The sequence below is a fragment of the Paenibacillus vini genome, assembly GCF_018403325.1.
Lineage (GTDB): Bacteria > Bacillota > Bacilli > Paenibacillales > Paenibacillaceae > Fontibacillus > Fontibacillus vini.
This window is the reverse complement of the sequence record NZ_BOSL01000014.1, coordinates 50034-75592: the sequence shown is the minus strand read 5'-3', so window position 1 is coordinate 75592 and position 25559 is coordinate 50034. Positions and strand designations below refer to the sequence as shown.

At 53.2% G+C, this 25559-nt stretch carries 25 protein-coding genes and 1 riboswitch; of the genes, 2 read left to right on the top strand and 23 right to left on the bottom strand.

The features are described from left to right. Positions 1-252: 252 nt before the first annotated feature. The 17 genes from KJS57_RS19350 to cobD all read right to left on the bottom strand — a co-directional run bounded on the left by KJS57_RS19350 (position 253) and on the right by cobD (position 17531). Positions 253-1095 (bottom strand): adenosylcobinamide-GDP ribazoletransferase, encoded by an 843-nt coding sequence (locus KJS57_RS19350; RefSeq protein ID WP_213656035.1) that lies wholly within the window; start codon positions 1093-1095, stop codon positions 253-255. Then, complete coding sequence (gene cobU / locus KJS57_RS19345) at positions 1092-1703, bottom strand: bifunctional adenosylcobinamide kinase/adenosylcobinamide-phosphate guanylyltransferase (protein WP_213656034.1); 612 nt, start codon at positions 1701-1703, stop codon at positions 1092-1094. The genes KJS57_RS19350 and cobU overlap by 4 nt, the downstream gene beginning before the upstream one ends. After that, a complete protein-coding gene (cobT, locus tag KJS57_RS19340) occupies positions 1700-2788 on the bottom strand; it encodes a nicotinate-nucleotide--dimethylbenzimidazole phosphoribosyltransferase (RefSeq protein ID WP_213656033.1) in 1089 nt (362 codons plus the stop codon). Before cobT ends, cobU begins: the two co-directional genes overlap by 4 nt. Before the next feature lie 88 nt (positions 2789-2876). Further along, positions 2877-3683 carry an ABC transporter ATP-binding protein gene (locus KJS57_RS19335; protein WP_213656032.1) on the bottom strand — a complete coding sequence of 269 codons (807 nt, stop codon included), beginning with the start codon at positions 3681-3683 and terminating at the stop codon, positions 2877-2879. Next, positions 3680-4726, bottom strand: coding sequence for a FecCD family ABC transporter permease (locus tag KJS57_RS19330; protein WP_213656031.1), 1047 nt, complete (start codon positions 4724-4726; stop codon positions 3680-3682). The genes KJS57_RS19335 and KJS57_RS19330 overlap by 4 nt, the downstream gene beginning before the upstream one ends. Next, entirely contained in the window at positions 4723-5733 is a 1011-nt protein-coding gene (locus tag KJS57_RS19325; protein ID WP_213656030.1) for an ABC transporter substrate-binding protein, read from the bottom strand. Before KJS57_RS19325 ends, KJS57_RS19330 begins: the two co-directional genes overlap by 4 nt. Before the next feature lie 200 nt (positions 5734-5933). Beyond that, a riboswitch (cobalamin riboswitch) is annotated at positions 5934-6138 on the bottom strand. Between the two features lie 117 nt (positions 6139-6255). Then, the gene (locus KJS57_RS19320; RefSeq protein WP_213656029.1) at positions 6256-7845 is read right to left on the bottom strand and encodes a methyl-accepting chemotaxis protein; all 1590 of its coding nucleotides are present in this window, start codon (positions 7843-7845) and stop codon (positions 6256-6258) included. 165 nt (positions 7846-8010) lie between these two features. Further along, positions 8011-8997, bottom strand: coding sequence for a TRM11 family SAM-dependent methyltransferase (locus tag KJS57_RS19315; protein WP_213656028.1), 987 nt, complete (start codon positions 8995-8997; stop codon positions 8011-8013). Between the two features lie 71 nt (positions 8998-9068). Beyond that, positions 9069-9845 (bottom strand): ABC transporter permease, encoded by a 777-nt coding sequence (locus tag KJS57_RS19310; RefSeq protein WP_211021922.1) that lies wholly within the window; start codon positions 9843-9845, stop codon positions 9069-9071. Positions 9846-9858: 13 nt separating this feature from the next. Then, positions 9859-10668 (bottom strand): ABC transporter ATP-binding protein, encoded by an 810-nt coding sequence (locus KJS57_RS19305; protein ID WP_211021920.1) that lies wholly within the window; start codon positions 10666-10668, stop codon positions 9859-9861. A gap of 12 nt (positions 10669-10680) precedes the next feature. After that, positions 10681-11769, bottom strand: coding sequence for an ABC transporter substrate-binding protein (locus tag KJS57_RS19300; protein WP_244861629.1), 1089 nt, complete (start codon positions 11767-11769; stop codon positions 10681-10683). Positions 11770-11789: 20 nt separating this feature from the next. After that, positions 11790-13235 carry an aryl-sulfate sulfotransferase gene (locus KJS57_RS19295; RefSeq protein ID WP_213656027.1) on the bottom strand — a complete coding sequence of 482 codons (1446 nt, stop codon included), beginning with the start codon at positions 13233-13235 and terminating at the stop codon, positions 11790-11792. A 13-nt stretch (positions 13236-13248) separates the two neighbouring features. Next, positions 13249-13854 carry a MarR family winged helix-turn-helix transcriptional regulator gene (locus KJS57_RS19290; protein WP_211021916.1) on the bottom strand — a complete coding sequence of 202 codons (606 nt, stop codon included), beginning with the start codon at positions 13852-13854 and terminating at the stop codon, positions 13249-13251. 297 nt (positions 13855-14151) lie between these two features. Then, positions 14152-14721, bottom strand: a complete 570-nt coding sequence (locus KJS57_RS19285) for a histidine phosphatase family protein (protein WP_211021914.1) — start codon at positions 14719-14721, stop codon at positions 14152-14154. A gap of 13 nt (positions 14722-14734) precedes the next feature. Beyond that, positions 14735-15706 carry an adenosylcobinamide-phosphate synthase CbiB gene (cbiB, locus tag KJS57_RS19280; protein ID WP_213656026.1) on the bottom strand — a complete coding sequence of 324 codons (972 nt, stop codon included), beginning with the start codon at positions 15704-15706 and terminating at the stop codon, positions 14735-14737. Then, positions 15703-16431 carry an adenosylcobinamide amidohydrolase gene (locus KJS57_RS19275; RefSeq protein WP_213656025.1) on the bottom strand — a complete coding sequence of 243 codons (729 nt, stop codon included), beginning with the start codon at positions 16429-16431 and terminating at the stop codon, positions 15703-15705. Before KJS57_RS19275 ends, cbiB begins: the two co-directional genes overlap by 4 nt. A gap of 2 nt (positions 16432-16433) precedes the next feature. Then, positions 16434-17531 (bottom strand): threonine-phosphate decarboxylase CobD, encoded by a 1098-nt coding sequence (cobD, locus tag KJS57_RS19270; protein ID WP_505871468.1) that lies wholly within the window; start codon positions 17529-17531, stop codon positions 16434-16436. A gap of 372 nt (positions 17532-17903) precedes the next feature. On the opposite strand from cobD, the gene lplA reads away from it, so the two are divergent. Then, positions 17904-18908: a lipoate--protein ligase gene (gene lplA / locus KJS57_RS19265; protein WP_213656023.1), complete on the top strand. Its 1005-nt coding sequence runs from the start codon at positions 17904-17906 to the stop codon at positions 18906-18908. A gap of 111 nt (positions 18909-19019) precedes the next feature. Here the strand turns inward: lplA and KJS57_RS19260 are convergent, their stop codons facing one another. Next, the gene (locus KJS57_RS19260; protein WP_211021906.1) at positions 19020-20075 is read right to left on the bottom strand and encodes a tellurite resistance/C4-dicarboxylate transporter family protein; all 1056 of its coding nucleotides are present in this window, start codon (positions 20073-20075) and stop codon (positions 19020-19022) included. A 204-nt stretch (positions 20076-20279) separates the two neighbouring features. Here KJS57_RS19260 and KJS57_RS19255 point away from each other — a divergent pair, with 204 nt between their 5' ends. Next, complete coding sequence (locus KJS57_RS19255; protein ID WP_211021904.1) at positions 20280-20486, top strand: LSm family protein; 207 nt, start codon at positions 20280-20282, stop codon at positions 20484-20486. Positions 20487-20555: 69 nt separating this feature from the next. Here the strand turns inward: KJS57_RS19255 and KJS57_RS19250 are convergent, their stop codons facing one another. The 5 genes from KJS57_RS19250 to KJS57_RS19230 are packed head-to-tail and all read right to left on the bottom strand — an operon-like array spanning position 20556 to position 25542. After that, positions 20556-21530 carry an ABC transporter ATP-binding protein gene (locus tag KJS57_RS19250; protein ID WP_244861628.1) on the bottom strand — a complete coding sequence of 325 codons (975 nt, stop codon included), beginning with the start codon at positions 21528-21530 and terminating at the stop codon, positions 20556-20558. Positions 21531-21533: 3 nt separating this feature from the next. After that, on the bottom strand, positions 21534-22316 hold the full coding sequence (locus KJS57_RS19245) for an ABC transporter permease (RefSeq protein WP_213656022.1): 783 nt from the start codon (positions 22314-22316) through the stop codon (positions 21534-21536). Next, complete coding sequence (locus KJS57_RS19240; protein WP_211021899.1) at positions 22313-23122, bottom strand: ABC transporter permease; 810 nt, start codon at positions 23120-23122, stop codon at positions 22313-22315. Before KJS57_RS19240 ends, KJS57_RS19245 begins: the two co-directional genes overlap by 4 nt. Next, a complete protein-coding gene (locus KJS57_RS19235) occupies positions 23119-24330 on the bottom strand; it encodes a serine hydrolase domain-containing protein (protein WP_213656021.1) in 1212 nt (403 codons plus the stop codon). The genes KJS57_RS19240 and KJS57_RS19235 overlap by 4 nt, the downstream gene beginning before the upstream one ends. Positions 24331-24372: 42 nt before the next feature. Continuing rightward, positions 24373-25542 carry a serine hydrolase domain-containing protein gene (locus KJS57_RS19230; RefSeq protein WP_213656020.1) on the bottom strand — a complete coding sequence of 390 codons (1170 nt, stop codon included), beginning with the start codon at positions 25540-25542 and terminating at the stop codon, positions 24373-24375. Positions 25543-25559 lie beyond the last annotated feature (17 nt).

The following is a 25559-nucleotide window of genomic DNA, read 5'->3' as shown; positions in this document are numbered from 1 at the left end:
CCCATCGCCTCCCTTCCAGTAAAAAGATATCTCTCGCGCTCATCTAAAACATGCCCGTTATGTGTTTAACTCTAACGGACATGACGGACGCTTAGCGCCCTAAATTTATCATTTTTTTAATCTAAAGGACACAGCGGCCGTTATTTTGCGAATTTCTACCCTAAACTGCCTGTTCATCCCTAAATAACAGCTCTGATGTCCGTTAGCTGATGAAAGCAGCGTATTTGTAAGAATTAAGGTCATTTATGTCCGTTAGCAGAAAAAAATGACCGCAACAAGCAGCAGCAATGCCTCCAGGCCTTCATTCAGAGCTCCGTATATATCTCCTGTAAGTCCGCCAAGCCTTGCACTGATTTTACTCGCAGCCAAAGAGCCTGCAGCCAAAGTCACCAAAGGCGCGGCGGCAAAATACCCCCCGATCGGCAGCCAGAAACCCATTCCGCCGGGAGCACTGCCCGATATAACTCCTGAAATTAGCCCGTTTGCAATTCCGGCTATTCCGAGACCGGCGCCGGTCAGCAGCAGGGCCAACAAGGTAGCGATGGCCATGTCCTTTGTGCCGAGCCCGCGAAACCGTCCTGCCAATCCTTCCCCGGCCCGCGCGGTCGGAAAGCGGTGCATGGCCCAGGCCATAAACCACCGGCTCCAGACGGGTGCCGTCAGCATCGCTGCGGCCAATGCAAATCGGCCGGAGTCCAGGAGCGATGAAATCAGCGTTACTTTGAACAGAAGCAGCAGCACGCAGGCCAACACCCCCATCGCGCCGACCCGGCTGTCCTTCATGATCTCCAGCATCCGCTCGCGAGAGCGGTAGCTAAGGAGAGCATCCGCTGAATCCATCCAGCCGTCGAGGTGCAGGCCGCCAGTCAGCCACACCCATATGATCAGAGCCGCTGCCGCTGCAGGCAGGGACGGAATCGCCCAGCCGGCAAGTCCTCCCGCCAATGCTACGGCAAGGCCGATCGCTGCACCGACCAGCGGGTAATACTTGGCGCTGCGCCTTAAAAGTTCCGGCGAGTAGTCCAGCTCGGCCTTCACCGGAAACCGGGATAAAAATTGAAAAGCGGCCAAAATCGGCCGTCCTTTTTGACTCATAATTTATACTCCCTGCTTTTGAGCTCTATGGCGATACCTGCGGTAACCAGAAACACCTGATCGGAGATTTCGGCCATCTTCCGGTTCAAAATTCCGGCCCAATCGCGGTATTTACGTCCAAGCGGATATTCCGGCACGATCCCGCTTCCTACTTCATTCGTTACCATCACTAACTGGCCGCTATAGCTCGCCACGGCTGAAACAAGGCGGTCCATTTCCTTTTGCACCGCATGATCGCTGGCCATTCCATCTCCGTTCGTATCGCCGTCTTCCGGCATAAGCATCACGTTTGACAGCCACAACGTCAGACAGTCGATCAATACAACCGGGGCTAATGCTTCCCCGGTTTGAGCCGTGGCAGGAATAATCCCCCTTTGACCAGACGTTCCTTCCAGCAAGTCAGCTACATGGAGCGGCTCCTCTAACGTGGACCATTGGAACCCGCTCTCCTCACGCTGCAGCCGGTGATGCGCAATACGCTGCCTCATCTCCGAATCGAAGGCTTGGGCGGTTGCGACGTATAACCCGGAATCGCCATGCTTCATGCACCATTTTTCAGCAAATGCACTCTTTCCGCTGCGGGCTCCGCCGGTAACCGTGACGATCATATCTGCGACTCCCCGGAAGACCCCGCCTGATCATTTCCCGATGAAATTCCCGCGCTTTCAAACGTCGCCATCTCCGTCATAATCCGGCAAGCCGCATCCACCAGATGCAAAGCGAGTACGCCTCCCGTCCCTTCGCCGAGCCGCATGTCCAGATGAAGCATCGGCTCCAGGCCGAGCGCCTTCAGCAGGTGAACATGTCCCTGCTCCTGCGATACGTGGGATGCGATCATATAATTCACCGACTCGGGAGCTAAACGCTCAGCAGCCAACGCAGCCGCACCGGAAATAAACCCGTCCAGAACAACCGGACAGCGGTTCGCGGCTGCGCCCAAGATAACACCCGTCAATCCTGCGATTTCCAGGCCGCCTACTTTGGCAAGCGTATCTATCGCATCCGACGGGTCGGGACGATTGCATTCCAATGCACGTTCAACGACCAGAACTTTATGGCGCATCCGTTCTTCGTTGATTCCGGTTCCCCGGCCGACCGTTTCCAGGGAGGAGACCCCGGTAAACGCGCTCATAAGCGCGGCGCTGGCCGTCGTATTCCCGATGCCCATCTCACCCGTTACAAAGCATCTTATCCCTCTCGATACGGCTTCTTCCACGATCTCCACCCCGGCCATTATAGCGGCCTCGGCTTCTTCGCGGGTCATAGCCGGACCGGATACCATATTAGCCGTGCCGAAGCGAACCTTCCGCGAGATGAGGTCCGGATGTTCCAGCTCCGCATTGACGCCCACGTCGACGCACATGACTTCCGCCCCCGCTTGGCGGGCAAGAACATTTACTGCCGCGCCTCCGGATAGAAAGTTGAGCACCATCTGCGGTGTCACCTCAGTTGGAAATGCGCTGATCCCTTCCTCGCATACGCCGTGATCCGCAGCCATAACAACCACACCGCGTCCCGGGAATTTCGGCTGCATTTCGCCTGTAATCCCCGCCAGCTTGACCGCCAAAGCCTCAAGCTTGCCAAGACTTCCCGGCGGTTTGGTCAAACTGTCCAAATGTGCTGCCGCGGCTGCCGAAGCCGCCGGATCCAACGCTCGTACCGATCCGGCTATATCCATAATAGAGCGACTCATCCAATAACCCCTCTCTTCTTCTCGCCTATGATTCTTTTATACCATTCTACCATTCCTGCCCTCAGGAAATACAAAAAAGCCCTGACAATTAATCGCCCGCTTCGGACCAGCCGTTCTTGGCATCCTTTTGCAGCAGCAATTGCGGAACCCCGGTATCAGGATGGGCAACAATGTGCGATTTGACATCAAATACGGATTCCATCGTATCGGAATTCAATATTTCCGAGGGAGCGCCCATGGCCACTAATGAACCCGCATTCAGGACCAGCAGGCGATCGCAGTAAAGTGAGGCGAGATTCAAATCATGCATGACAGAGATGACCGTTAATCCTTCTTCACGCTGCCACCCCGCGACAAGCTCCATAAATTGCTGTTGATAGCGAATATCCAAATACGTCGTCGGTTCATCCAGCAGAACTACCTCCGGCTGCTGCGCCATTACCTTTCCTAACGCGGCCCGCTGCCTTTGTCCGCCGCTCAGGCTGCTGAGCTGACGATCCGCCAAGTCCCCGAGCTCCAGCCTGTCCATTATGCTCTGCATCAGCTTCTCCGCATGTCCGTCCTTCTCTCTGCCCCGCCAGTCCAGAAACGGAAACCGCCCCATTTCGATCACTTCGCGCACGGTAAAAGAAACCGGAGGAAGCCCATCCTGCTGCAATACGGCCAGCTTCCGGGACAACGCCTTTCTGTTATAGGATGCTATGGGTTGACCGGATAACGAGATCTCTCCATGATCCGGGGCTTCAATGCCGGAAATCAGGCTCAGCAGCGTGCTTTTGCCACTTCCGTTAGGACCGATAACCCCCCAGAACTCGCCGGGCTCAACCTTCCAGCTGATCTCTTTCAGCGCATGGAGACGGCCATACGATTTAGCGGCGTTTTGGACCTCGATCATCGCATTTCCCTCTCTCTCGCTTTTTTCTTCCTATATAACAAATAAGCAAAAAACGGCGCGCCGATAAAGGCCGTAATTACGCCGAGCGGTATTTCCGTTGGCGCAAGCAGCGAACGGGCCGCGAGGTCGCTCCACATCATGAAGATCCCGCCTCCAAGCGCAGACAACGGGATGATGAGACGATAATCGGGACCGGTAACCAGCCGGATCATATGAGGAACGACTAGCCCGACAAAGCCGATTACTCCGGAAACGGAAACAGCCGCTGCCGTCATCAACGTGGCCACGAGCAGAACGGCCAGTTTTGTCGACTCCACGTTCAGTCCGGAATGTGCCGCTTGACGTTCACCTAAAGCCAGCAGGTTCAATGAACGCGAACGGCTCCAGAGATAAAGTCCGCCAAGCAATAAATATGGAAGCAGGATGGCCGTATACGACCATCCTCGAAGACTCAGGCTTCCCATTGTCCAATACAATATTTCGTTGATCGTCCTTTTCGACATGGCCGTAAGAAAAGAAACGACCGCCCCGAGAAAGGATTGCATCACTACCCCCGACAAAATCAGGCTTTCGATCGGTATTTTTCCATTCTCTCTCGCCAGCCACATCACGATCCACAGCGTTGCCGCCCCCGTCAGGAAAGCGACTACCGGCAACGTGAATATCCCCAGCAAAGAAAACTGCCAACCGAAAAAGATCAATACGGCCGCGCCTACCGCGGAACCCGAGGATACGCCCAGCGTGAACGGATCGGCAAGCGGGTTGCGGAGCACCCCTTGAAATGCGGAGCCCGCGACGGCAAGCGAAGCTCCCACCAACAGGCCGAGCAGCACGCGCGGCAGGCGAACCTGCATCACGATTTGCTCCGAAGCCACGCTCCAGTCAGGCTGAATCCACCGCCCGAGACCGGGCAACTGATGGAGCAGGATACGAGCGATTTCCCCGGCAGGCAAGTGAACGGAACCGAACCCGATGCAGATCAGCAGTGAGAATATAAGCAATCCTAGGCCGATAAATCCGTAACCTGCCAGCCTGGTCCTCATGGCTGAATCAGGTCCGGATAGATCGCTTTAGCCACTTCAATCAAACCTTGGGTTACCCGTGGTCCCGGACGGCTGAGCAAATTGTCGTCCATTGCCACAATGCGATCTTCCTTCACGGCCGTGATCTGATCCCATCCCCCGCGGCCTTTGATAATCTCGGCTAACGTCCGGTTGTTCTCATCTACGACGCTTTTCGCATATAAAATAACGTCCGGATTTGCCTTAATAATATTCTCTTCGTTAATTTCGCTCCAGCCGGTAATGTCGGATGCCACATTTTCCCCGCCTGCAACCTGAATCATCTCATCCATAAACTCTCCCTTGCCTACCGTCCAGCCTGGAGAAAATTCGATATATACCTTTTTCTTTTGATCAGCCGGCAAAGATTTCACGGCCTCGGTCACTTTATCCAATTCGGCCTGCATTTGTGCGGTTACTTCGTTTGCCTCTTTTTGATGATCGGTGATCTCGCCGATCGTCCGGATATTCTCCATCACTCCGTCAATCGTCTTCGGATTGGAGCGGTATACTTTCATCCCCAGGTCGCTCAGGCTCTTGACCGTATCTTCCCCGATCAGGTTCCCGGCAAGCACAAGGTCAGGCTGAGCCGCAACTACAGCTTCCACATTCACCTGGAACCCGCCCATTCTTGGCTTGTCCTTTACAGCTTCCGGATAATCGTCATTATCGGAAACTCCGACCACCTGCTCATCCAGACCAAGCGCGAACAGCCCTTCTGTCTCCGATGGCGCCAACGATACGATCCGCTGCGGTGCGGATTCAAACGTAAATTCCGTTCCGAAAGCATCCTTTACTGTAAGCGGATAAGAAGTCTGCTGCCCTTCCTGCTCCGGCGCGGAAGTTTCGTTATTTTGACTCTGTTCCGTTTGTGACGTATTGCCGCTATTATCCGCCGCGTTATTCTTTCCGTTTGTACCGCAGCCGGCCGTAACTAGCAACAACAGCGCCAGCAGCCAAATCCCCCAAATCTTAGTCCATTTCTTCATTTTGTCCCTCTCCTTCGGGTTTCTTTATTAAGAAACGCCTTAACCCTAGCGAAGCCCTATTATTTAAGAAAAAAACCCATCCTGAGCGGATGGGTTACGTCTACAAAGTCATATCGGAGGCCTTGGCTTAATGGCTTGACTGCCCTAGCGGAAAAGCAGGCTCCGTGTTCTAAGCAGAACGTTATCCTTTCCTCGAAGGACCGTCTAATCTCCCGTTGGCAGGTCTCCTGACTATCAGGTTGCGACGAAGTCCGCCTTCCCATCATACTATGGCGTATGGCAGTGGCATCGATGAGCTTCGTCCCTGTACACAGTGGCGGGACCGTGCCGGATTTACACCGGCTTCCCTTTTAACCCGAAGCTTGCGGTTAAGCTTGCTCCAGGACCTACGGGCACTTCTATTCGCTTGAATCAAGGCTTTCTTTCTCTATAGGATTATAGGGGAAAAGACTCAAACTTACAATACTCCCGGGCAAGCTTCATGATCGAATCCCCTGTTTCTCGAGACTCACCCAGGAACTCTTATTCTATTGACAAATCGGCTCCAAGTACGCCGATCACGATATCGTCCTTCACAATAGGAACAGATAAGGTGATGCATCGCCGTTTCGTTATAGCCGAGACATAGCTCTCCGAAATGACCGTCTCCCCGCTCTTTGCACTGCGGAACCATTCACGCCCCTTGGCATTCAGCAATCCCGCCTCCGGAATCGAAATAACAAATGAACCGTCCACCCGGTTTGTCCATGCCGCCTCCAGACCGGATTCCCGGGACAAGAGCAGCTCCAGAGCGGTCCGGTGATCCGCCTCCAACATCCCGGTGAGTGGCTCAGTTTGCGCAATCTCCTGAAGTTTGCGGGCGTAAGTCAAACCCAGAGCCCGGACCGCCTCCCGTTGTTCTGCCGACTCCTCACCACCGGATGAACCGATCCGGACCGCGTCAAGCGAGGTGATCAGTTCGGCTTGTGCCCGGTGCAAACCACCGGCTACGGTTTGCAGCTTGCCGATATGTATTCTTTGGGATTCCATGCGAGACAACGCACCTTCCACATGGGAAATGCTGCGGCTAAGCGCGGCATGGACATCATTCATCATACTTTCCATATTCCGAGTCATCTCAGTCTGTTCCCTGCTGCGCTTCCCTGTCTCTGCTACGTGATCGTTGATCGCAGCCACTTCATCGGAAATAAACAGGATGTCTCTCCCCATGATTTTCAATAACTCAATGCCGTCTAAAGCCGACTTCTTTCCCTCATGCAGCGTTTCCTTGACCCTGTCAACCTCATCCACGATTTGCCGGAACAAGGGAGCGGAGCTGCCGATAGCCTTGCCGCTCTGCTCAGCGAGTTGCCTCATCCGCATGGCCACCACATCGAAACCTTTGCCCTGCTCCCCCAGCCTGGCCGCCTCAATAGAGGCGTTCAGCGCCAGCAACGACACCTCGCCGGATATTCCCTCAAGCTCCCGGTACAGGGCCCCGAGCTTTCGTGTATTGCTCTCAAGATCATTCATAGGGCCGGCAATGGATTGCTGGGATTCCGCCAGCGAGCGGATCGTACCGTCTGCAGCTACGAGCGCCTCCGACATCCTTGAAGCTTCCGACAGCGTCCTTTCGCTGCGGTAACGCAGCTGTTCCGCAGCCTCTTGAATCCGGAATGCGGAAGAAGCTACCTCCTCCATCGCGGCCAGGCTCTCCTGCACTTGTTCCAAAGACCGTTCGCTGCTGGCTTTCAGCTTCATATCCTCAACGGAAGATATATCGGATAAATGCTGGAGCTCCCCGATACTCTCACTCACCTCACCGACGGCAGCTTGCAACCGGTCCGCCGCTACTCGCGATTCGTTCACCATCGCCCCCCATTGGCTTGCCGTCTGCGCTTCTTCGTGCGATCCCTGCGGAGCTGCCGGAGGAATAGAACCGGAAGGGGTTTGTCCTTTCCTCCAGGATACCGGAAGATTCAGGGACAGCATTACAAAACAAAGAACGGCAATCAGGGCCGTCAAAGGAATGTACCAGGAAGAATCCTGCAGCAAAGCCGCCACGAATAATACGATAGCTGCTATAAAGCCAAGCAGACGTACATTTTTTTCGAACACACCAAAATATCTCATTGTCCTCGCCACCTCATGTCAGATTATCTAACATTATAAAGCGGGATTCTGAACTTAAAAAGGGAATTTTATAGAAAAATTAAAAATATTCATAAATTTCCTTTGAAAACATCAAATACTTTACACATAGTGTGATATTTATCCGGGCTTTTGACTGGGATTCGGTTATCCCTGACATACCCATATCTTTCGAATGAATGAACCTTTGGCTGCACGGCCGTAGTCCATAATTCTAAATCCGCATGCCAGAATATCCTCCTCTATCTCCTCCGTTGAGATGATTACAGCACGGTCGCTGAATCCCCGCAGGCCGGCCAGCATAGATTGTTTGACTTCTTGCGGCAGCACAGAGCACAGATTGTAGGGCATATCCAGAATCGCCGCATCGAAATGATCGCTCACGTCCCTCATGTCTCCGAAGGTAACAAGACTCGAGGCATCGTATCCGAAATACGCCAAATTCTCCCGGGCTCCCTTAACGGCCAGCGGATTCAAATCCCGGCCCCGGATGTCTATTCCCATAGATAGTGCTTCGATAAGGACATTGCCCATCCCGCAGCAGGGATCGATCGCCCTAATCCCTGCCGGGTCAGGAACTGCGATGTTGACAAGGGATCGGGCCAGCGCGGCGGAAAGCCCGGTAGAATAATTTTGCGGCTTATGCTTATGCCCCTGCCAGGCCGGATCCACCATTCGGCAAACTCCAAGCAGCCAGCCCTCTTCCAAAGAAAGCAAACCAAACGTAAAATCCGGAGTGCGCATTTCTGCGGTCCCCCGGATACGAGCTCCTACTTGCCGCTCCAACTGCCGTTGCTCCCCATAACTCCGTTTCAACCCGTGCTTGATATACAGCACTTTAAACGTATGTCCATCAAGCTGAATTCCCCCCGCTTGGGCAACAATATCCTCAAGTTCCACCCCTGTGAACAATACGTCTATCCGCATGGAAATAAATGGACTCCGTTCCGGCGCAATCGCCACATTACTGTCTATATAGGGGTATACTCCCGGCGTTTGTCCGAATAGGGCACGGAATTCCATATTACACAATTCGCGATCGTTTTCATGACAAGCAAATGGATAAATATATCGATCAGAATGTAAATTCGTCAAAAACTTTGGTTGTTGAGATGACTCGGATGCACTTTCCATGATTCCTCCCGAAATATAAGACCTTGCTCTTATTGTATCAAAATCACTATCGGGAAGCTCAAATATGAACCCTATCTCCGAACCGGGGTAGAGCCGACGACTCCATACCTCCACAATACTTTGCGTCCGAACCAGCCAAACAGCCGGTCCGTGACAAAGCCCATTAATCCGAGGCTGATGAGGCCGACAAAAATCCAGTCCGTGCGGAAAAACAACCGCGAGTTCCAAATCAAATAGCCGACGCCTTCATTGGAAGCGATCATTTCCGCCCCGACGATGGCCATATACGATGTCCCCATGGCGAGCCGGACTCCGGTGAACATATAGGGCGCCGTCGCCGGGATGATGACATGCAGGATGATCTGCCATTCCGATGCCCCCATGCTGCGGGCCGCCCGGACTTTATCCTCCTCTACGGACAGCACCCCTGTCAGCGTGTTCATCATCACGATAAATAGTGTGGCATACAGGATCAGGGCGATTTTTGACTGCTCCCCGATGCCGAACCAGACAAGAAACAGCGTAATGAATGCGATGGGAGGAATAAACCGGATGAAATTGAGCAACGGCTCGGCAAAATGACGGATGACATCCACCTTGCCGATGAGGACGCCCAGCGGAATCGCAATCAGGCTGCCGAGCGCCCAGCCGCTAAACACTCTGTAAAAGCTGATACCGATATATTTCGGGAGCGAGCCGTCCTTGAACAGTTCAACCCCACCTTTAACGGTCTCTACCGGGCCGGGAATTACTTCAGGGCCGTAAAGCAACGCCCCGGTTTGCCAGGCCGCCAAAACGAAAATCCAAAGCAGGAGCAGGCCAGCCCATTTCTTTTTTAACCAAGTCATCACTCTTCCCCCCCTATTCGTCAAAGTGCGCCTGAATCCGTGAATGATACTCGTAAAACTCCGCCGCCGAAACTTCCCTTGGATAAGTGAGCGGAATATCGTAAATATGCGATATTTTGGATGAAGGGCCCGGGGACATGATGCCAATCCGTCCTCCGAGCAGGATAGCCTCTTGGATATCGTGCGTTACGAACACGATGGTTTTGTCCGTTTGCCGCCAAATGCGAACCAGCTCTTTCTGCATCGTTCTGCGGGTCATCGCATCCAATGCGCCGAACGGCTCATCCATAAGCAGGATTTCCGGATCGTTGGCTAGGACACGGGCAAGTTGCACCCGCTGCTTCATCCCGCCGGATAGTTCCCTCGGCAGTTTATCTCCATGTCCTGTCAGCCCTACCAGGTCGATATACTGCTCGGAGACGACCCTTCTGTCCCGCTTCGGAACCTTCTTCATCTTTAGCCCGAACTCGACGTTCTGCCTGACGGTAAGCCAGGGGAACAGCGAGGAATCGGCCTGCTGGAACACGACCGCCCGGTCGCGACCCGGCTTATCGATATCAGACCCACCAACCCGCAGATTTCCGCTTGTTTTTGAAATGAAGCCTGCGATCATGTTCAACAGTGTGGATTTTCCGCAGCCGCTCGGCCCAAGGAGAACAAAAAACTCGCCGCCCTTGATCACCAGGTCCACATCTTTGATGATGTAGTGAATATCCCCGTTTCCACTACCGGACCCGGGATGATCATGATAGCTTTTGTTCAAACCTTCGATTGTGATCGTATGTTTCTTTGAAGCCACAGGTTTAACAGACGCCAAGGACATCCCGATCCCTCCTTAAGGTGCCGCCGTCACGCGGTCAGGAAAAACAGTCCGCAGCGGATCCAGCTTGATTTTATCTCTCAATTCGAAGTCCTGCTGTATGATCCCGTTCTCCACCATGTATTGCTTTTGGCGGGACAGGCTGTCGAGCGCGGAATCCGTGAATTCGACGTTCCAATTAATGACGGATAAATCCTTCAGCGTCGCTTCTTTCGGTTGTTTGACTTCCTTGTATAAAATATCCGCAACCTTCTCCGGGTTCTCCTTCACAAACCGGGACGATTCATCCAGCGCATCCAGAAAATTCGCCACGACGTCCGGCTTGTCGGCAATCAGCGATTCCGGGGCGATAATCTGGCTGCCGATCCGCACCTTCGTTTGCGACATATCGGTCAGTTGATGCGCTCCCTCCAAAGCTTCAAACTTATCCACCATGGCTGCACCGGTAACCCAAACGGCATCGACTTCGCCCTTTTTCAGTGCAATGTATGCTTCATCAAATCCTCCTTGGCCGATGAACTTGACATTCTCGGGTTCGAGCCCGTATTCGGACAAGTATTCATCCCATAAATAAGAAATGAAGGTCCCCCGCAAAAAGCTCAGGTTCTTTCCGGCCAAATCCTCCGGACGTTCTATTTCGTTCCGCACGTACAGCTTCCACTGTTTCGCGCTCAGATCGGTAGAGTTTCCCGTCGACGCGATGATCGCGTACTCTCCTTTGCTGACGGCGTTCAAAATCGGGAAGTCGGCTCCCCAAGCGATATCCGCCTGCTTGATAAACAATGAATTAATTCCTTCCGCCGGCGTGGCAAACGTAACCAGTTTCGCTTCGATTCCGTGCTTCTCAAAAATCCCTTGATTCGCTGCAACCCGCAGCACGGGATTTGAGGAAATATCGGCGATATTCAGCTTCACCTTCTCCGCTTTTTCACTTGCGGTTTCGGTTGTCCCCGCGCTCTCTCCATTTTCGGCCGCACGGGCTTTGGATGACGTGGAATCCGGCGACGAACCGCAGCCGGTCAAGGCAATGATAAATAATAAAGATAGCGAAACAAGCATAGTCACCGATCGAGTCCTATTTTTCTTATGGTTCTGGTTCAGCATGGTCCTTTCCCCTCCTTTAATTATTCTTCTTTGTTCTGAGGCCGCTCGTCGATGCGGGCGACACACAGAGCTCCATCCTCGTAAGAGATCGTGCCGTCCACAACAGCAACGGATTCGGCACCCGTCCCAGCGGCACCCGGAACCCGGAAGCTAGCCACGTCCAACGGTTCAATCGCCTGTTCGACCGGACGCGAAAGCTGAGGCACCCACTCGTAAGGCACGCGATAAGCGCGATACACCATATTGGAGTTCCGTTTATTTTTGTAAGGTGAAATATATTCCCAAACCAGCTCATGCTCCCGGGTCACTTCGAAAATCCGTCCGTCCGCCCCTTCCGTAATCAGCGTGTTCCCGTTTGGCAGCCGCTGGGCGGAACTGATATAAGGACTATAGAAACGATAAGAGTCCAGCGGGGCAATAAATCCGGCCTCGGTCGGAGTATACTGCCACACGATTTCGAGAGTGACCGGATCGATCTCCAAAATGCGGGAATGGTCCCGAACCGCGTTCTTTTGGCCGATTGGAGAAGCCGGATTCGGAGCGCCGTACCCGGCCCAGCCGCCGTTGTCAAACAGGAGCAGATTGCCTTCGCCCGGCAATCCCCGGGGAATCAAGTGAGCATGATGCTGCCCGATAATCCAGCCCAGATGCTTAAATTCGGGAGCCGAATAATCCGGGCCTAACCGCCAGACGATCGCTCCGGTCTTTTTGTCAACGATAGCTATAATGTTGCTCTCTCTGGCGTCCCAGATAATATTGTCGGGATGGAACCGCTCGTCTCCCGCATCATAGAACCGGTTCGGTCCGAGCACCGAGATGGAATTGATATGCATCCAGTCTCCCGATTCATCGCCGAAGAACCGGGTGTTCGGATCGCGGAACAACACGTTTTTAGCCTGCTCGTCAAAGCCGAGTTCGTCGAAATGCTCATGGCAGTTCCATTCCCAGACAATGTTTCCTTCCCAGTCCACTTCAATAATCGAATCGTCCAACAGCAACTTATCTGAGATTTTCGGGTTGTGCACATTTTTATGAACCAGAATTAGCGTGTTTCCCCCGCCAACTTCCGGGTCGGCGCCGGGAACATAATACCCTACGGGATTACCACTTCGCTGGTAATCGTGATGGGCTCTCGCCATCCACTGCGGTTCATGCCCGGGATCCTCGATCCATTCATGGCGATTGAAACGCCATACGATGTTGCCGTCCCAATCGACCTGAACCAGGTCGGCCTCGTCCTGAAAACCGTGCTTGGGGTCCCGTTCAGCCGTGCTCCCTAGCACGTAGCCTCCCGGAAACACCTTGTTGGGGAATCCGCGCAGGCCCTTCCACAGATGAACCTCCTTTCCGCTCATGTCGATCAGCAGCGCTCCCGTGTCCGCCGCCTGATAGATCGTGTAACCGCTCCATGCTTTCTCCGGTTTGTATACCGTTGCTCCCGTAGGATATATTGTCGGATGTCCCATTTATACCGCCCCTTTAGTAAGATAGATATTTCCCCTGCCGTTTCTCTTCCCCGGCCGTTTGTTCATCGATATCTTCAGGCCGAACACCGGTGGAATGAACCGATGGTTGCCGTAAATTGCTCTCCGCAAGGGAGTTCAACGTATCTGAAAAATGTTCCAGCCGGTCGATCAATCCTTTGAACAGATCATGGACTTGCCCCAGCTCCTCCACCGATAATTCCTCAAACAAAATCGCAATGCACCGGGTGCCGATGTTTCGATTGCGGCTCACGAATTCCCTGCCCTGCGTAGTAATATCAAGCCATACCGACCTGCGGTCACTGTCCCGCCGGATTCTCAGAGCGAACCCTTTTCTCTCCAACTTGTCGCAAAGTCCGGTCACGGCACCCGAGGTGAAGTCCAGCTCTTCAGCCAAATCCCCAAGACGCTGGGGGCCTTCCCGGATCATTTTTTGCAATACCAGCAAACCGGGCAGCGAGATCCCCTCGACTTCAACTTTGTCCCGTTCCTTCACGAATCGCCTGACCATTCTCCGGAACAGCCAATCCGCTTCCTCCATCAACTCCAACTCGGCGTTGCATCTGCTAATGACGGCCCCATCCCCTTTTGTAAAATTCATGCTCCTCCAATCGAACCCGAAAGTATTCCCTGTTTGAGTTCCGGGTTCGGAACCAACATTTTCACTCGTACATCCGCATTCCCGGCATGCGCAAAAGGCCCCCGAAAGCAATCCCGTGAGGGATTCTTTCAGGAGCCTTTGGTGGTCCAATCGGCTGCCCGGTATTCTCTTAGCACTAAGAAAATGATTGATAAAAGATTTTATATCACGAATATTAAACCCATTATTCACACCTGTCAAGTATGAATTATATTTAAATTAAAAATGCCCACTTAAAAGTGGACACTTCACTTAATTTCAAACCTTTAATTTCAGCACTTCCCCCGTCGAGATCTTGTATTTGGCGTCCCAGAAATCGGTTCCCGGCTTCAGGATTGTCCCCAGCATGGAAATAACGCCCCCATGGGTTACGATCAGACAGGGGTCATCCGCCAGCCTTTTAGCTCGGTGCTTGCGATAATCTACCGCCACCTCACCGGCAAATTCCCGAATCCGACCTTCAAATTCCGGCCACGATTCACCGCCCGGTGGCACGACGGTTTGGGGGCTGTCAATCCAGTTGCGGTAATGCGGGTTGTGCTTAAGCTGCTCATACGTCCGGCCTTCCCATTCTCCGAAATTCATCTCTCTGAGCCGCGCGTCATAATGGGTAGCGGCTTTTAAATCCGGGCGCAAATATTCCAATGTGCTCCTGCAGCGCCTGAGATCACTGCAATATACGGCGGAGAAGGAGATCCCCGCCAGCAACGCCTGCAAAGAGGACAGTCCCGAAGTGTCCCCGGGCAGCAGGTCCGGATCACTATTTCCCTGATATTTATGCGCTAAGTTCCACTCTGTCTTGCCGTGACGAACCAGCCATAACTCCATCACGCTTCCTCCTTCAAATCCAGGCTGGACCGCCGGTCACCCAAATCCATACCCCGGTTGCCAGCAGGATGAACAATCCGGATACGAAGAACATCAGCCTGGACGTTCTTGAAATATCATCGGGCTCCAGTTCCCGCGTTTTGTCGCCCATGTAACTCCGGAACGATTTGACCCCATGATAGGAGTTCTCCCCGCCAAGCCGGATGCCGAGCGCTCCGGCCACCGCCGCTTCCGGATAGCCGCTGTTCGGGCTTGGATGCGAGCGGGCGTCCCGCCGCACGGACCGCCATGCGCCGGCGGCGTCAAATCTCAAGCACCAGGAAGCGAAGATGAGCATTAGCGCGGTCAATCGGGCGGGAATGAGGTTTGCGATATCGTCCAGGCGGGCGGATGCCCAACCGAGATGTATGTATTTGTCATTCTTGTAACCGACCATCGAATCAAGGGTATTTACCGCCCGGTAAGCCATCGCCAGCGGAGCTCCGCCCAGCAGGGCGAAGAACAGCGGCGACACGACCGCGTCGACGATGTTTTCGGCCACGGTTTCTACCGCGCCGCGAGCCACTTCGGGCGAATCAAGCTGCTCGGTATCGCGGCCGACGATCATGCCTAGCGATCGACGGGCAGCAGGCAGGTCGCCATTGCGCAGATGGCCGCACACCTCCATCCCGGCGTCCCGCAGCCCCTTGGCCGCGATCGTCGTCCAGATGAGCGCGGCTTCGGCCGCAGCGGCGAGCCACGGGTTGATCCCGGCCAGCAGGCGCAGCGCGGCCCAGGTCAATGCAAAGCTGCCGCCCGCTATAACGAGCGGCAGCAGCACCCCCGCGGCCTTGTAGGCGCGGGGCGGAAACAGGCGGCGGATCGCCGCCTCGACCCGCTTGATCGCCTTCCCCATCCCGATAACGGGATGAGGAAGCCAGCGCGGGTCGCCAAGCAGCCGGTCCAGCGCATACGCGACCGGCAGCACCCACCACGCCGCCGTCAAGCGCGCGCCTCCGCCGCTACGCGCAGCGACTCGCTCACGGCGGCATAGACCAGGCGGCCCACCGTGCCGCCAAGGTCCGTTGCGGTGCCGGCGTAGCTGTGCAGCAGCGGCCAATCCGGCCGCTGGCTTACGCCGAGCACAACCGCATCGGTCGTGGTGCCGGTGGCCGAAAGGCCCGTCTCGGCGTCGCGCACGCCGAGATCGCTAAGCGCGGCGGCCTTTGCCTCGGTTGCCGTGATGATGGCGTTCACCATCGCTCCCGGCGTCATCCGCCCGTCGACCGCCAGCATCAAATTGATCGTCCCCGGCGTCCAAGAAGCCGGAAACGTCGTCCGCTTCACGCCCGCACGAGCCGCATTGGATACCCCGGCCGTGGCGCAGCAGAACACGCCGTAATCGTCGCACCGTTCCTCCGCAACGGAGGCGTGTGGCAATTGGACCGCGGTAAGCAGGCCTGCCGTATCCATTGAAGGATACCCCCAAGCTCTTAGACTATCGGCAATATCTCTTTCCGGATCATCGCACCGGTAAAAACGATCCACATAGATGTTGACGATCCGTCTCAGCGGCGTCATGCCGCCGCCATAGACAGAGCTTCCCAATCCATCCATTACCGCTGGAGCTTCCAGCAAAATATGGCGGTCTCCCCGGGTCAGCTTCAAGCCCGGCCACACGGCCGATTCATAGCTCCCGCTTTCGCCGGTTTTCAAAAAAGGCGTAGCCATCTCTATTTTCCTCCCTCTCCATTCAGCACTTGCTTCAAAGCATCTAGCAGCTTAATGCAAGCATCCCGGTCTTTCACGGCAATCCGGATATCCCGCTCCCCGAGCCCTGGATACATGGCGCAGCTACGCACCAATATCCCCTTAGCTCCTAATGCCGCCTGCATCCCCGCAGCCGTCCAGTCCCCGGGCAAACGCACAAGCAGGAAATTGGCCTCGCCGGGCCAAGTCCGGCACCCCATTCCGTCCAGTTCCTTCCGCAGCATCGCGCGCTGCCGGGCAATCTGCGAAATCGTCTCCTCCTCATACTCTTGTCCAGCGGCAAGACAAGCTTCTCCCGCAATCAGGGCCAGCGAATTAACGCTCCAGGTCACCTGCTTTCCCCGCATCGCTGCCGCCGTCTCCGGATGAGCAACGGCATAACCGAGACGCAGTCCCGGAATTGCATAAAACTTCGTCAACGACCGGATCAGAATCAAGCGCGGATAGCGTCCGATCTCCTTAAGCAGCGACTTTCTTTCCGATCTCGGAATAAAATCAATAAACGCTTCGTCGACCACGATATATGTACGGCAACGCTCCCCCGCCTCGGCGAATCGCCGCAGCTCATCCAGGCTGTACTGGACGCCGTTCGGATTGTTTGGCTGTCCGATAAATACGAAGTCACTTGCACTGATCAGCTCTTCCACTTCTTCAGGCGATGCTTTAAAATCCAGTTTTTCTCTTCCGTATGCCGACAGAACCTGCGCCCCGAATTGTTCCGATAATGTCTTATATTCCGAGAAACACGGTTCAACAACGCCAACCTTCTCGGGCTTTAGAGCCAGCAGAGCGAGCGCCATGTTTTCAGCCGCCCCGTTCCCGATAACCAGACCGGCTTCCTCCGTATCGAGCGTTTCCGCTAAGCGCGAAATGAATGCCCTATGGCCCGGGTCCGGGTAACTCGTTATTGTCGGCAGGGCTTCGCGCAACCGGTCGAACAACCCCGGCGGAGGACCCAGCGGATTGATATTGGCGCTGAAGTCGATAAATTGATCCGCAGGTATCCCGTATCTGGCGGAAGCCGTCCGTAAATCCCCGCCGTGTCCGTAAACTTCCAGTATCATAAACTCTCCTCTTTCCTACCCAAATGAACACAACTTTTAGCGGTAGTTTAAAAAGTCATCTTTTGATCACGAAGCATTTCAAGTCGTTGAATCGACATCGAATCTTCCGTTCACCCTCGAAGTCCGGTACTCATGTAGGTTTTGCCTACACTCCGTTCCTCCTTCTTCGGGTTCTCGCAACCTTCTCGGTGCTGAAAAGCCGACTTTTTGAACACACACTTTTAGGTGAAGTCTATCACACCCTGACGTGAAATCAAGACGGAATAAGCAGATGATCACAGGACCGTCTTTCATTTCGCGGATTATTTGGTTTACAATAGGATATAGAAAATCGTTACCAATCCATAGCAAATGGGGGACCAGAGATCCATGCTGTTTATCGACAATCAGGGAATTACCGATGCGTCACTCAATCTGGCCATCGAAGAATACGCGCTCAGACATCTTCCACTGGAGGACGACAGCTACTTGCTGTTCTATATTAACGCTCCGTCCATCATTATCGGGAAGCATCAGAACACGATCGAAGAAATCAACGCCGAATACGTAAAAGAAAACGGCATCCAAGTCGTTCGCCGTCTTTCCGGCGGAGGCGCGGTATATCATGACCTCGGCAATCTCAATTTCAGCTTTATTACCAAGGATGACGGACAATCGTTTCATAATTTCCGCAAGTTCACCGAACCGGTAGTCGAGGCTCTTCGCTCCTTCGGCGTCAATGCCGAAATGACCGGCCGTAACGACCTTCAGGTCGGGGAACAAAAAATATCGGGCAACGCCCAATTTGCGACGCGCGGCCGGATGTTCAGCCACGGCACCTTGATGTTCAACTTGAACTTGGAAGATGTACAGGCCTCGCTGCATGCGAATCCCGAGAAATTCAAATCCAAGAGCACGAAATCCGTACGCAGCCGCGTCGCGAACATTATCGACTTCCTGGACCGCAAAATGACGATTGAGGAGTTCCGTTCCGAGCTGCTCCGCCACATTTTCGGCATGGATCCGAAGGATGTGCCGCAATATAAGCTGACGGAAACAGACTGGGACAAAATCCGCGAAATTTCGGAACAGCGCTATAAGAACTGGGATTGGAATTACGGATTATCTCCGGAAAGCAATGTGAAGCACGCTAAGAAATTCCCGGTCGGCATCATCGATTTGCGGATGGATATCAAGGACGGCCATATCCAGGGCATCAAGATCTACGGCGACTTCTTCGGTGTCGGCGATGTGACCGACATTGAAGACAAGCTCAAAGGCGTGCGTTATGAAGAGAACGATGTCCGCGCAGCGTTATCCGGAATCGATGTTAAGCATTATTTCGGCAATCTGGAAATGGACGATTTTATCGGACTCGTCTTCCTTGAAGATTAACGTATCAATAGACATGTAAACAACAAAAACCCGAAGCTGGAAGCACTATTCCTTTCCGCTCCGGGTTTTTTGCTTGCTTTTCCATCAGTTTCGGTCCAGCTTCCGGTCTGGTTAATTACCTTTCACCTTTAAATGAGCTTTTCCGAACGAGATGATTTGATGATGGATGAATCCGCCCAGCACCGCTATCCAGGCAACGAAAGCAATCACGACCATAACACGCGGGATCGCAACTAGAAACGGAAGCTTTAACGCCTGCGAGAGCTGGTACGTGCTCGTTGTATACATAGCCAGCGGGAACGCCATGCCCCAAAATTGCGGATCGTAAGTAAGCGGGTAACGGTGCACGACATGCCGCCAAATCATCAAAATAAAGAGCAGCGGAATCCACCACGTCCCCGTAATCCAAAAGAATATCGTAAAGCCTTTCAGGAACGGCGTGATCTCCACCAGGAGCGGCATATTCCGAACATGAAGAATCAGCGTTGATCCGGCCAAGGTAGCAATCGCAACCGCCCCCATATTAATCCAGTAAGGCGGGGTTAAAGCGGCATATTTCAGCTCTATGAACGTAAAACGGTAAAAGATCAGCGTTATGATACTCAAATACAGCATACATCCCAATAGAAACATGCAAAGCGTAAAGAACAGGACCATTTCGCGGCCGCTGCCGATCTGCGGAGACAACAGGGTTCCCAGGACGGATACCGACTGCGTTCCCACCGCGGCGATCAACCAGGCTCCGTTAATGCCTTCTCCCAAATCGGGTTTCTTCTCTCTGACCGTCACAGCGGTAAAAAAAGTATACATCACGATCAGCCATAACACGATTCCCAAAATCCACAAAACAGCAGGAACAGCATAAGAATGCGCCACTACGATAAATTGACTTCCTAATACGCAGGTTCCGGCGACGCAAGTGAAAAATCCCGGTCCCATGGAATGACTCGTCAGATCGCTTTTCACCCGGGGGCCATATTTCAGAATGCGGATAAGATTCAGGATCCATAACATGACATACACCATCACATTAAAATACAGCAAAAGCCGCGGGAGGATCGGAATCCCCAACAAATACATCGCAATGGACAACGCTCCCGTCGCCATTACCATCGAGAAATAACCCGGAAAAAGCTTCGCAATCTTCTCCTGCAATATGCTGTACATCCGCCCACCGCCTCCAAAGCGATAAATTCCCTCCAAATTCAGAAATCAATATAGCATAATTTAAACATTTAAATTGTGATTATACCGACATCGTTTTTGACACCGAACGCCCCTTTTCATTCTATCTCCTCTTTTATCTCTATCAAACCTGAAGCACGAATCATAGAATGCATTATTCCAGGAAAGAGAGGTGAACAGATCAATATGAATCGCCGAATCGCGAGGCTGCGCCGTCAAGCTAGGCGATGGATTGGAAGGCGTGTGGATGTCGATCGGTTTGTAGGGTCAGATATCGAAGGCGTACTGCTAAGTGTTTTTGAGAATTATATCGTTCTCCGCGTAAGGAGAAGAGGCGAATGGGTTCGCGTCAGAGTAAATTTCACCAACATTGAAGACATCGACTTGGATTAAAGGTATCCCCCCTCCCTTGGTAAAATAGGACAAGGCCCCAGGAATGAAGCATCCTGGGGCCTTACGTATTTAGCTTCCCTGGTACAGTTCTTTGATGATGACGTCGATCGGAAGCGCATCGATGGCCATATCCATAATCGTATGCCGTTCATTCACAAGTCTTATGAACTCCTTGAGCGGTAGCTTATCCGTATCCAGCTCCAGCTCGGTCTCCGTCTCCGATTCGCGGCTCAACACCCTGACCCCATGGATGTCGTCCCATAACGCCGCGCTTTCGGTCGTAATGCGAACGGTCTTCTTCGCGCCGAGGAACCCGCGCAGGGCCGAAATCGAGTCATCAAATACAATCTCCCCGTGATTGACTACGATTACCCGCCGCGCCAACTGTTCAACATCTTCAAGATCATGCGTGGTCAAAATAAAGGTGACCCCTTGCGAGTTCATTTCCTGGATAAACGCGCGAATCTTCTCCTTGGCGATGACATCCAGTCCGATCGTCGGTTCATCCAGAAACACGACCGACGGGCGATGCAGCATCGCCATGATGAATTCGCATTTCATCCGTTCGCCCAGGGACAGTTGGCGAGTCGGCTTCCGGATAATTTCCGAAACGTCCAGCAGTTCGACCAGATGGTCCAGCGTTTCACGAAAGGCCGCTTCCTCCAAACCGTATATTTCCTTGTTCATATAGAACGCATCAATCGGAGGAATATCCCATAGGAGCTGCGATTTTTGCCCGAACACGGCACCTATGTTGCGTACATATTTTTTGCGCTGTTTCCATGGAGTAAAGCCAAGGATTTGCACCTCGCCTGAAGTGGGGTGCAGCACGCCGGTAAGCATCTTCAGCGTAGTCGATTTTCCCGCTCCGTTCGGACCGAGGAAGCCTACAATATCACCTTCAGCTACCTCGAACGTTAGCCCCTTGACCGCTTCCACCGTAATAGCTTTGCGTTTGAATACGCTCTTTAGCGTCTCCCGGAAAGAAGCGCCCCGCTGATACGTCATGTAATTTTTTCGCAATTCCCGAACTTGAATGATCAAGGCTTAACCCCCCGCACTAGTATAGTTTCGCAGCATGTAATGCCAGAAGGCCAGCCCCGCCCCCAGAAACAGGAAGCACACCCCGCCTGCAACCCAGGAGCCGGCCACCGGCCTTCCCAACAAAGCTGCGGCCGGAAGAAATCCGATCATCGTTATCGGAATGACGTAAGTCAGCCCATTTTGAAAAGTTTTGGAGAAAATACTCCCCGGGTACATCCCGAACAAGGATACCGAGTCGAAAATTTCATAAACCCGGCTGCTCCCGACCCATTTGAACAGCATTCCCGACAGGAACAGCGAGAACGCAAACAGCACAATCATCGAACATAGGAACAAGACCCCGAATTGCAGCCATTCCCCCGCACCCGGCACCATCATCCCCGACAGCGCCCAGCCGGTCAATAACCCGCCGCTGATCAGTCTGCCGAAGTCATCGATATCAAAGGAGCTAACCATCGTGATAAACAGGACGGACCTTGGCTTCAACAGAAAAATATCGTACGAGCCCTCCCGTACATGATACAAAGTCGTCGACACGATTCCAAAGAAGAAAGGAAACGCTACGCCCTTCGCCAAGGTGAATATCCCCTGAATCAATATCGCTTCCCGCAGCGTCCAGCCCGGAAAGGAAGCCCCCGAGCTATAAAGCAGCAGCGTAACTAGCGGAAACATGAGATCCCCGATCAGCATCATCAGGATGCTGATGAAGAAATCGGCCCGGTAGGCCATCCGTTCGGCCAGCTTGGTCTTCATAATTGCCGCATAGCACTTCAAAACCGATTTCATACGCCCACCCCCGTAAACTTACGGTTGCCAAGACGAATCAGCAGCGCCGTGATTCCCCACATTAACAGCACGGCTAATGCCTGGAGTCCGACAATTTGCGGAATGGACATCGTAAATCCGGCCAGCTCGTATTCCCCGATAAATACCCTTGCAGGCACGTACTGCATAAACTGAAACGGCAGGAAGAACAGCACCCGCTGAATAAGCTCCGGAAAAAAGGTCAGCGGGACAAGAACACCTGCCGAAATATTGCGCAGCAAATGGAACATGCTGCGCACCCCGTCGGCATTTGTGAGCCAGAAGGCGGTTAAACCGATGCAGTAATTCACCAAAAATGTCATCAGGAAGCCGAGAATTACCGAGATTACAGCCCAAATCGGCCGGGAAGGAAGCAAGTCGATCCGGAAGACCCATAGATAGATCAGAAAAACAGGCAAAAATTCCATCCAGAAGCCTAGCGAACGATGGCCTATTTTTTGACATAGTGCAAAAAACACATGAGAAACCGGGCGCAGCACAAAGGTTACGTACTTGCCCGTCCGAATCAGCATCTGTAAATTCCAATCGGCGAAATCGAAGGTAAGATAGTTAATGCAAGACATGATTCCGTAATAAGCAAGCATTTGTGTCAGGGTGAATCCGTTCAAAGTCTCCCTGGAAGAAAAGACGGCGCTCCAGATAAAGTACTGCACCAGAAAATAAATGGGCCCGATGAGGATGGAGACCGCCATATGGGAGCGGAAGGCCGCCCACTCTTTATAAGTGGCCCAGCCTACCGCCTTAATAATGCCAAACGGGCGTTTCATTGCAAGCCCGACCAAATCACATTTTTCACGCTGATGATTGATTCCGGCACCCAGCTCTCGATGGAAGGCACAAAAAAGGCGACTACCAGCTCCTCATCCGGATCCACCATCAAAGCGCACCGCCCCGCGCCCTCATGAAAAATCGTGTTCGGCTTATACGGATCAAACACTCTTCCCAATGAGCTGCCCAGCCCAAATTCGCTGTCCTTCTGGCGTTCGCCCCAACCGAAAGCCGGAAGTCCGCCCGGAACCTGAACCCTGGACAGCATTTCCACCGTTTTGCGGCCCAGGATTCTGGCTCCATTATAGGTGCCCTTGTTTAGCAGCATTTGACCGAACTTATTTAAATCCTCCAGCGTAGAAAATAATCCGCCGCCCGAACGAGGCCCGGCCCACGCGGGTTCCTTATCCCGCGATAATTTTTGAAGCTCCCAGTCATTAGTGACGCAAACCTCATCATGTAGAGGCTCAGGCACGGTAAAAAAGGTCTTCTCCATCCCGAGCGGTCGTAATATCGACTCGTAAACATAGTCTTCATAACTTTGCCCGCTGATCCGGCTAATGATTTCACCGAGCAGTATATAGCCTGCCGTGCAATAGTTCCACTGCTCCCCTGGCGGACAAACCGGCGGTCCGGCCAGCATCGCTTTGATCCATCGCGATTTGCGCTCCGCAATTTCCTCCTTCTGGCTCCGCCGCGGTTTCTCTTCCTTATCGTCTTCGGTCTCATCCTCCGCATAGGCAAACTCGAGATCCCACCAGCCTACCGGATAAGGCTCAAGAAAATATCCCATATCCGGTGCCAAACCCGAGGTATGGGTCAACAGATGAGTGATATTGATCTTTTCATAAAATCTGTGGTCGAACTCCGGAATCCAGTCTTTAATTGGCTGAGTCAGATGAAGCTTGCCCTCTTCCATCAGAGTCAGCACTGCAACCATCGTAAACCACTTCGTAACGGAGGCGATTCCGCGAATGGAGCCCGGCTTGAGATCGCCGCTAAACTCGGTATGACGGAGGGATCCCATTGAAGTATGGGCAAATGTCTTGCCTCCCCTCGCGAGGAGATAGGAAGCGCCTTGAATTTTACGGTCCTGTATAAGTTCTCCGAGCAGCTTGTCGAGACGGTCCAATGCTTCTTGCCGGAAACCGGCTTCTTCCGGCGTCGCATCCAGTCGTCCATGATGTAAGCTCATGGTTAAATTCATGAATACCATTCCTTTCTATATAGGAGCGCAAGTTCCGCCCGTCTACAACAGCGACGACCAGACAATAGCCCTCGGATTGATAATCGCTTCAGGCACCCATCCCGTGAGGCTTGGCACGAAGAATACATAGACCAGCCTCTCGACCGGATCGACGTACAATCCGCTATGCCCGGCACCTTCGTGAGAAAATGTCCCCGGCGTGCAGATATCGTTATGATTCAGATTCAAGCCGAGAGACATCGGATAATTCTTCACCTTATCTCCCCAGCAGGTCGAGGGCACGTTATTCAATTGATTGGAGACCAAATTCCGGGCCATTCTTCTGCCGAGCAGGGTGTAGGCGTTGCTGGTGCCTTCGTCAAGCAGGCACTGCCCGAACTTCCACAAATCCTCCAGCGTGGAAAATATACCGTTTCCTGCGGCGGCCGGGATGCCCGTCATATCGTGTGGCGACCGGAATTCATTCTCCTGCCAACGGTTGACGTAACATACCTCTGCGTGAAACTCCTCTGGAACCGTATTCAAAAACGTGCGTTCCATGCCTAGCGGTCCCGTAATTTCTTCCTGTATGTATTGTCCATATGACTTTCCGCTGGCTCTGGCGATAATCTCTCCAAGAATGGCATAGCCGGCCGTGCAATAATTCCACTGTTCACCCGGCTTGCACCACATTCGTCCGCTAAGAATCGTACGGATCCATTCTCCGTCCGGCAGGCGCCCGTCTTTGCTATGCTCCTTCTTCTCATGAATCCACCATTCATACCAAGGGAGCTGATAAGGCTCGGTTTGGCAGCCCGGATCCGCCATTAACCCCGAAGTATGCGTCAACAGATGCCAAATCGTTATGTCCCGGTGCTTCTCCGTATCAAACTCCGGTATCAGAGTATTGACGGGCTGCTGATAGAATAACTTGCCTTCTTCCGCAAGCTTGGCGATGGCAACGGCGGTAAACGCTTTCGTAATGGAATACACTTTCCGGATCGAATCCGGCTGCAGCCCGGGGCTTCCATCATGATAGGTTAAACTTCCTATCGCACAATTGGCCACGATTTGACCATCCCGCGCCACCAAGTAGCTTGCTCCCTGGATTTTCCCCGTTTCGACCAGGCCCGTAAAATGATGATCCAATTTCTTCAAACGTGTTGGATCAAACCCCAGACTTTCCGGCGACGAATGGATCACTCCCGGGGTGATCTGCAACGTTCTCGGCATACTTGTTCCCTCCCTGA